The 6,004-nt window shown below is 61.1% G+C and carries 8 protein-coding genes; 1 reads left to right on the top strand and 7 read right to left on the bottom strand.

Going from position 1 to position 6,004, the window contains the following annotated elements; genetic code table 11:
- Positions 1-28 precede the first annotated feature (28 nt).
- Genes OC610_RS19530 through OC610_RS19515 form a run of 4 tightly spaced genes read right to left on the bottom strand, consistent with a single transcriptional unit; the run spans position 29 to position 4,208 of the window.
- Complete coding sequence (locus tag OC610_RS19530) at positions 29-493, bottom strand: hypothetical protein (RefSeq protein ID WP_264429984.1); 465 nt, start codon at positions 491-493, stop codon at positions 29-31.
- Positions 483-1,817 (bottom strand): phosphatase PAP2/dual specificity phosphatase family protein, encoded by a 1,335-nt coding sequence (locus tag OC610_RS19525; protein ID WP_264429982.1) that lies wholly within the window; start codon positions 1,815-1,817, stop codon positions 483-485. The genes OC610_RS19530 and OC610_RS19525 overlap by 11 nt, the downstream gene beginning before the upstream one ends.
- Entirely contained in the window at positions 1,817-3,574 is a 1,758-nt protein-coding gene (locus tag OC610_RS19520; protein ID WP_264429981.1) for a bifunctional alpha/beta hydrolase/class I SAM-dependent methyltransferase, read from the bottom strand. The genes OC610_RS19525 and OC610_RS19520 overlap by 1 nt, the downstream gene beginning before the upstream one ends.
- 10 nt (positions 3,575-3,584) lie before the next feature.
- Positions 3,585-4,208 carry a CDP-alcohol phosphatidyltransferase family protein gene (locus tag OC610_RS19515; protein ID WP_181289774.1) on the bottom strand — a complete coding sequence of 208 codons (624 nt, stop codon included), beginning with the start codon at positions 4,206-4,208 and terminating at the stop codon, positions 3,585-3,587.
- Positions 4,209-4,366: 158 nt separating this feature from the next.
- Here OC610_RS19515 and OC610_RS19510 point away from each other — a divergent pair, with 158 nt between their 5' ends.
- Positions 4,367-4,825, top strand: coding sequence for a GNAT family N-acetyltransferase (locus OC610_RS19510; protein WP_264429979.1), 459 nt, complete (start codon positions 4,367-4,369; stop codon positions 4,823-4,825).
- Positions 4,826-4,839: 14 nt separating this feature from the next.
- On the opposite strand, the gene OC610_RS19505 is transcribed toward OC610_RS19510, so the two are convergent.
- From OC610_RS19505 to OC610_RS19495, 3 genes are all read right to left on the bottom strand, one after another.
- Complete coding sequence (locus OC610_RS19505) at positions 4,840-5,076, bottom strand: hypothetical protein (protein WP_045157348.1); 237 nt, start codon at positions 5,074-5,076, stop codon at positions 4,840-4,842.
- Between the two features lie 182 nt (positions 5,077-5,258).
- Positions 5,259-5,579 carry a contact-dependent growth inhibition system immunity protein gene (locus OC610_RS19500; RefSeq protein WP_264429978.1) on the bottom strand — a complete coding sequence of 107 codons (321 nt, stop codon included), beginning with the start codon at positions 5,577-5,579 and terminating at the stop codon, positions 5,259-5,261.
- The coding region (locus OC610_RS19495) for an RNase A-like domain-containing protein (RefSeq protein WP_332880480.1) at positions 5,576-6,004 on the bottom strand (429 nt) is incomplete at its 5' end. The genes OC610_RS19495 and OC610_RS19500, both read right to left, overlap by 4 nt.

Raw genomic sequence — 6,004 nt, 5'->3', positions numbered from 1 at the left:
TCCCTCGCCACAAAAAGCCATTTTTTATTTAAGTCCCAAGACCCGAGTAAACCAGCCAGGGACTCGCCAGGACGAAGCTCACCGTCAACAGCGCCTGGATAGCCACCAGCCAGGCTTGGCGGCGCAGCAGTCGCATCGAACCATGGCTGCGCTCGGGCCAGGACCGGCCGCCACGCTCGACCGGTTGCAGGCCGAGATTGGCGAGGGCCTCGTCCAATGCCTGGGTGCGTTCGGTCAGCGGCTTGCCGGCATCCGCGACGACTTGAAACAGATCGGCATCAAAGGCCACGCGAAACGCATAATATTTTTCCTGCATGCCGAGGACGAACACGCCGAAGCTCAACAACAGCAACCACGGATCGACACTACCCACCAGCCATTGGCCCAGGCCGATCAGCGCCGCTAGCAGCGTCAGCCCGGTGGACAGCTGGTCCAGCGATTGACCCCGGCGCAACAGGCTCGCCACGGTGTGCAGTTCGATGTCACTGCTCATGGCGATTCCCCAAGATTTGCCCCAGCGCCTGGCGATGGGTCGGATGCAGGACGACACGTGGGCGCACACGCTGGATCTGCGCGATGGCGGCATCGACGCTGTCAGCACGGCCAGTGCTTAGCAACCACGCCGCCACGGCCGTGGCGCTGCGCGAATAACCCAAGGCGCAGCAGACCAGCACCGGCCCGTGCTGGCGCAGTTGCTCGATTTTCTGTGCGGCGTCCAGGCATTGCTCGGTGGACGGAGCGGTCAGGTCGAGTACCGGCACGGAGCGGTAGGCGATGGCCGTGCTGTCCATGGACAACTCGGCGCAGAGGTCGAGCACCCCGCTGAACGGACTGCCCTTCAGCGCAGCCGACGTAGGAATCCGCCCGAGCCAGACGTCATCCATGATCTGATCCGGCTGCGGGTGCTTGCGCGTCCACAGGCGGGAATTGATCCACGCCGCCGCCAGATAAGGCGCCAGAATCCAGCGCACCGCCGGGCTCAGTCGACCGTCTTCGCGCTTCTGGAACCCACTCGCGCCGAACAGCAGATAATTCAGCGCCACCATCAGCACCGCCACTGCCGGCCAGATCAGCCAGAGCCATGTGCCACCGAAGGCAAATGCCGGGATGAACATCGCCGCCGCGCCCAAGCCATAACGCAAGGCCAAGCGGCGACGGGCGGGATCTGTCGTCAGGCGCGCACTGAACAGCGGACTCGGTCGGTCCAGCGGCCACAACCAGACACACAACCACCCGGCCAGCGCGCCGGTCGGCACGTCGACAAAGTGGTGTTGGTACGTGGTCAGCACCGACACGCCAATCAACGCGAACCAGCCGTGCATCAACCAACGCCAGACGCCTTGCAGGTGGCGCTCATAACACACCCAGAGCACCACCAGCAGCGCGATGTGCAACGACGGCGCCTGGTTGAACGGTTTGTCGAAGCCCGCCAGTACCTCGAACAGCCAGCCAAACACGCCATCCATTTCCGGCCGGGGGAAGGTGAACGTCAGCGGCCAGAGCAGGAAACAACTGACCGCGATTACCTGGGCCGTGAGCAGGCGCAAGGCGTGGCGCTTGAGTTCGTCGCGGCTGTTGGGCAGCAACAGGGACAAGCCGTACAGCAGGTCAATCGACCAGTACGGCACGATGGTCCAGGCCATGAACGGCATGTGGCTTTCCCAGCCGAACACCAGGCTGCCGACGTCGTCACGCTGGGCGGTGACCCAGGTGGCGAAGCCGTACGTGGTGAAAAACAGCGGCGCCAGCAACAGCAGCCACAGCACCGCCGGTTTCAACAGCGCGGGTTCGCGGACTGGAACGATGATGGCGCTCATTACTGAACTCGCTGCGCCAGCGAAACGCTGAAAATGCCCCACTCATCGACTCGCAGGGTGATCTTGCGAAAGCCCGCCGCCTCGACCAATTGGTCCATTTCCGCCTGGGTGCGTCGACGCATTACCCAGGCCTGGCCGGCGCGGTGGCTGGTCAGGGCGCGGGCGATCAGTTCCAGTTGCGGGTGCCATGGCTGGCCGGTGTAGACCAGGAAACCGCCGGGCTCCACCGCTTTGGCCAGGCCGGCGAGGGAGCCGCCGACCATCTGGTTATCGGCGAACAATTCATACAGGCCGGAGACCACGGCGAGGGTCGGCTTCGGTTCCAGCGTCGCCAGGTCCTGGCGATCGAAGGCATCGCCCTTGACGAAGCGGGCGATGTCGCCGAGGCCCTTTTCCACGATCAGCGCACTGCCGTCACGCACGTTGATGTCGCTGTAGTCGCGCAGCAGGATCGACTCCGGCAACGGGCTGACGCCTTGCAGCGCTTCCAGGATGTAGCGGCCATGACCGGCGGCGATGTCGACGATGCGCACCTCGCGGTCCTGGGCGCGCAGCTCGGCCATCGCCAGGCGCAGCAATTCTTCGACGTGCACCTTGCGCTGGCGAATGCCGCGCCAGCCGATGGAGTTCAAATAGTTCTGGTCAATCATCTTGCCCAGCGCCGAGGTGCCGGTGGGGCGATTGCGATAGACGTAGTCCAGCGTGCTGCCGGAGTCGAACCCGGTGTCGAAGCCCAGCTTCACACCCGCAGACAACTTGCTGCCAAAGCGCATGCTGGCGCGGGTCATGCGCCAGTAAAGGTCACGCAGCGAGTTGTGCGGCAGCGGCGTCGCCAGGGTTTCGGCTTCGGCGCAGGTCACGCCGAGGCGATCGGCGTCCAGCAGGGAAGGGCGCTCCAGCGGACGGGCAAAGTTTTGCAAGATAAAGCGACGGGCGCTGGCGATGGCGGGCGCACGGTTTTTCTCACCGAGGGTGTCGTGGAAGAAGCCCGGCAGGATGTGTTTTTCCTTGTGCAGGCTGCCCAGCCGCTCGAAGAACTGCTCCTGGGGTTTGCGATGCACCACGAAGTCGGAGCCGGAAATCAACAGCTGCGTCGGCACCTGGATCGCCTGGGCATCGGCTACAACCCGGTCGGCGGCTTCATACAGGCCCAGCAGCACATTCACCGAGATGGCTTTGGTGATCAGCGGATCGCTGTCGTAGGACGCGACGCGTTCCGGGTCATGGCTGAGAAACTTGGCCTTGACGTAGCTGTTGACGAAAAAGTTGCCACGGAACTTGCGCATCAGCGCCAGGCCCGGACGGGCGAACGGCACGTAGAGCTTGACCTTGAAGGCCGGCGACGCCAGCACCAGCGAGCGAATGCGCGGCGCGTAATCGTGGACCCAGGTGGACGCGATCACCGCGCCGACGCTTTGCGCCACCACGGCAATGTTCTGTTCGTCGATCTGGTGTGTCGCGCCGATGTGATCGCAGAAGGTCTGCACGTCCCGGGCGCTGGTGGCAAAGCTCGGGCTGTCGCCGCGTTCGCCAGGTGACTGGCCGTGGCCGCGTGCGTCCCAGGCGAAAAACTCGAACCCGGGCAAATCCAGCTCATCCACCAGGTGCGCGATGCGCCCCGAGTGCTCATGGCCACGGTGAAACAACAACACAGCCTGGCGGGGCTCACCCGCCGCGACCTCGACAGCCGGCCAGTGCCGGTAGAACAACTCCACGCCGTCAAAGGTGGTGAACGTCAGTTCCTGGGCTTCGCGCATTGCAACTTCCTTATGCTGAGGGAGCGTTTTCCGTCACTTGGCTCAGGCCATGACGGACCCGATTGACCAAGGTATAAACCAGCAGGGCGGCAACCACCGCCATCACACCATCAACCCACAGCGCCCCGAGCCAACCCAGGGCAATACCGGTCGCCAGCACGCCAAACACAAAGGCGCGGTCACTCTTGCCCATCGGCCCGTCATAGCGCCGCGAAGCCCCGACCATCGCCCCCAGCACGCCAGCGTATTCGCTGAACAGCGCCAACAGCGTGACCAACAACACGAGCAACAGACTGGTATCGGGAAACAGGGCAAAAGGCAGGATCAAGGCAGCGTCGGCGATGATATCGCATAGCTCATTGAGGTAGGCGCCCAGATTCGATTGCTGGCCAAACTCCCGCGCCAACATGCCATCCACCGCATTCAACGCCATGCGCAGGAACATCCACACTGGCACCAGGACAAAAACCCACGGATGACTGGCGAACCACGCAATCACCGCCCCCACCAGCACGGAAACGACGCCCGCGAGCAAGGTCACCTGGTTGGCGGTGACGCCATTGTTGTAAAGGCGTTGTACGGCGGGGCGAAGCAGATTCTGGAAAGCGGGCTTGAGTTGATAGATGGAAGGCATTTGGACTGTGATCTCGGCCGGATTCGGGGCAGGGCTTGTGCAGATGCGAGATTACGATAGGTTGGGGCGTTGCAGGTGGGTATTTGCTGGGAATGCGCGCGGGTAGGCATCTGCGTCGGTATTCGCGCTGTTGGAGCGACTAAATAGGGACTGTACAAATGCTGCGAGTGGATTGGCTTGTTAACCACATGGACAAATGCAACCTGATGGCCGAATGGCTCTATCGCGAATTCACCTACGAATTCGCCCACCAATCGCTCGGCCACTGGCAAAAGGAGTTTTCGGCAGGGCAGCGCGATGGCCGCTGGAAATGCCTGGTCGCCCTGGAACACGACCAGCTACTGGGCGGCGCCTCGCTGGCCAATGACGACCTACCCGAGCGCCCCGAGCTCGGCCCCTGGCTCGCCTGCATATTCGTCCGCCCGGACGCCCGCCGCCGAGGCCTCGCCGCGCGATTGATCGAAGGCATCTGCAACCATGCCAGACAGGCTGGCTTCGCGACGTTGTACCTGCACACCCACAGTGAACGGGATTACTACGCCAAGCTTGGCTGGGAAGTGCTGGAGCGCTTCGAGGCCTGGGGCAAGGAACAGTGGCTCATGTCGCGGCGTTTATAACGTCGGCAGGAGCCCTAGCCCCCAGCCCGCAACGGCCCACCAACCGGGACGTACTCGACCGGTGCTTCCCCGGGCAGGTTTTTTATGGGGTCTTCGGCGTAACCGTAACCTTCCTCCTTAAGATTGATCGAATGCACGCTGTGCTCACGGGCAGTGCTGTCGGTGAGCTTGGTGAACAGACGGTGATCGGCGGGCAGGGTGAAGCGATCGCCGGGGTGGAGTTGGGCGAAGGTGAGGGTTGGGTGGTTCATGGCGGCGGGCTCCGTCTCGGGTTGGTCTCTCTGGAATTGAGGGGGAGCGCTGGGATTGGGTTCCGTTTTTTTGGTTATCGGCGTCATGGCCGGCTCGAAGCGCGGCTCTGGCCTTTAGGTGATCCCTTGTGGGAGCGAGCTTGCTCGCGAAGGCGGTGTGTCAGTCGAGAGCAACTCAACTTTCATTTGGGACGGCCAAGCTGACTGATTGTAATGTCTAATCTGTTAGCAATATGAAGCAGCCATTGTTCGCCGGTTTGCCATTCGTTCCAGTAACAGTAATAACAGCTAAGTTCCTTCAAGAGATAATTTCTTAAGTCCTGCTCACTTCTCTGTTCGTTAAGCAATGAGTCGACTTCCTGCTGGACGAGTCTCAGGATGCCGATATCAGATTCAACTAAAAAGGAACTAATGACGTCTTCTGAGCTTCCATGCTCGATCATCCAGTCTTGATGAAAGTAGGCGCCAAAAAAATCATGCAGTTCTACAAGTTTTGTTTTCATGCTTCAGGGAATCCTGTCAGTAAAAAATAGCCCTCTGGTTTCCCAGGGTCTTTTTTCAGTACAAACAAAGCCTTATACGCTGGTATATAATCATCGCTGTCGCGCAGTAAGTTGACACCAACCGGCTCGGCATAAGTATGTGTGATTGTTGTTTTCGTCTGTGGGCTATTTAAGAAATCTTCAATTTTCTGTTCATTGGCGGCTATCCCCCTGGCTGCGGACGACTCGGCAGTCGCTCTATTAGGGAATGTGGAAGCCGCAGGGATATTAGGCTCTGCTTCCATCCTTTGGGCTAGCTGTGCATCTGTTCTGCCTACGTGCTTTGCAATCAGGTGCCCACCGCGAGCCTCATGCGCAGCCAAACCTCCCCCGGGCACTATTTCGCTGTACGGCCCATCGGCCTCAATATCTCCAGGGCAACATGA

This window comes from Pseudomonas agronomica, assembly GCF_025917275.1.
GTDB lineage: Bacteria > Pseudomonadota > Gammaproteobacteria > Pseudomonadales > Pseudomonadaceae > Aquipseudomonas > Aquipseudomonas agronomica.
This window is presented reverse-complemented; position numbering and strand designations above follow the sequence as displayed.

Excerpts from the sequence above, each read along its gene's own strand:
- OC610_RS19525 (WP_264429982.1), bottom strand. The coding sequence starts at position 1,817 with ATGAGCGCCATCATCGTTCCAGTCCGCGAACCCGCGCTGTTGAAACCG.
- OC610_RS19510 (WP_264429979.1), top strand. The coding sequence starts at position 4,367 with ATGCTGCGAGTGGATTGGCTTGTTAACCACATGGACAAATGCAACCTG.
- OC610_RS19500 (WP_264429978.1), bottom strand. The coding sequence starts at position 5,579 with ATGAAAACAAAACTTGTAGAACTGCATGATTTTTTTGGCGCCTACTTT.
- OC610_RS19530 (WP_264429984.1), bottom strand. The coding sequence starts at position 493 with ATGAGCAGTGACATCGAACTGCACACCGTGGCGAGCCTGTTGCGCCGG.
- OC610_RS19520 (WP_264429981.1), bottom strand. The coding sequence starts at position 3,574 with ATGCGCGAAGCCCAGGAACTGACGTTCACCACCTTTGACGGCGTGGAG.
- OC610_RS19505 (WP_045157348.1), bottom strand. The coding sequence starts at position 5,076 with ATGAACCACCCAACCCTCACCTTCGCCCAACTCCACCCCGGCGATCGC.
- OC610_RS19515 (WP_181289774.1), bottom strand. The coding sequence starts at position 4,208 with ATGCCTTCCATCTATCAACTCAAGCCCGCTTTCCAGAATCTGCTTCGC.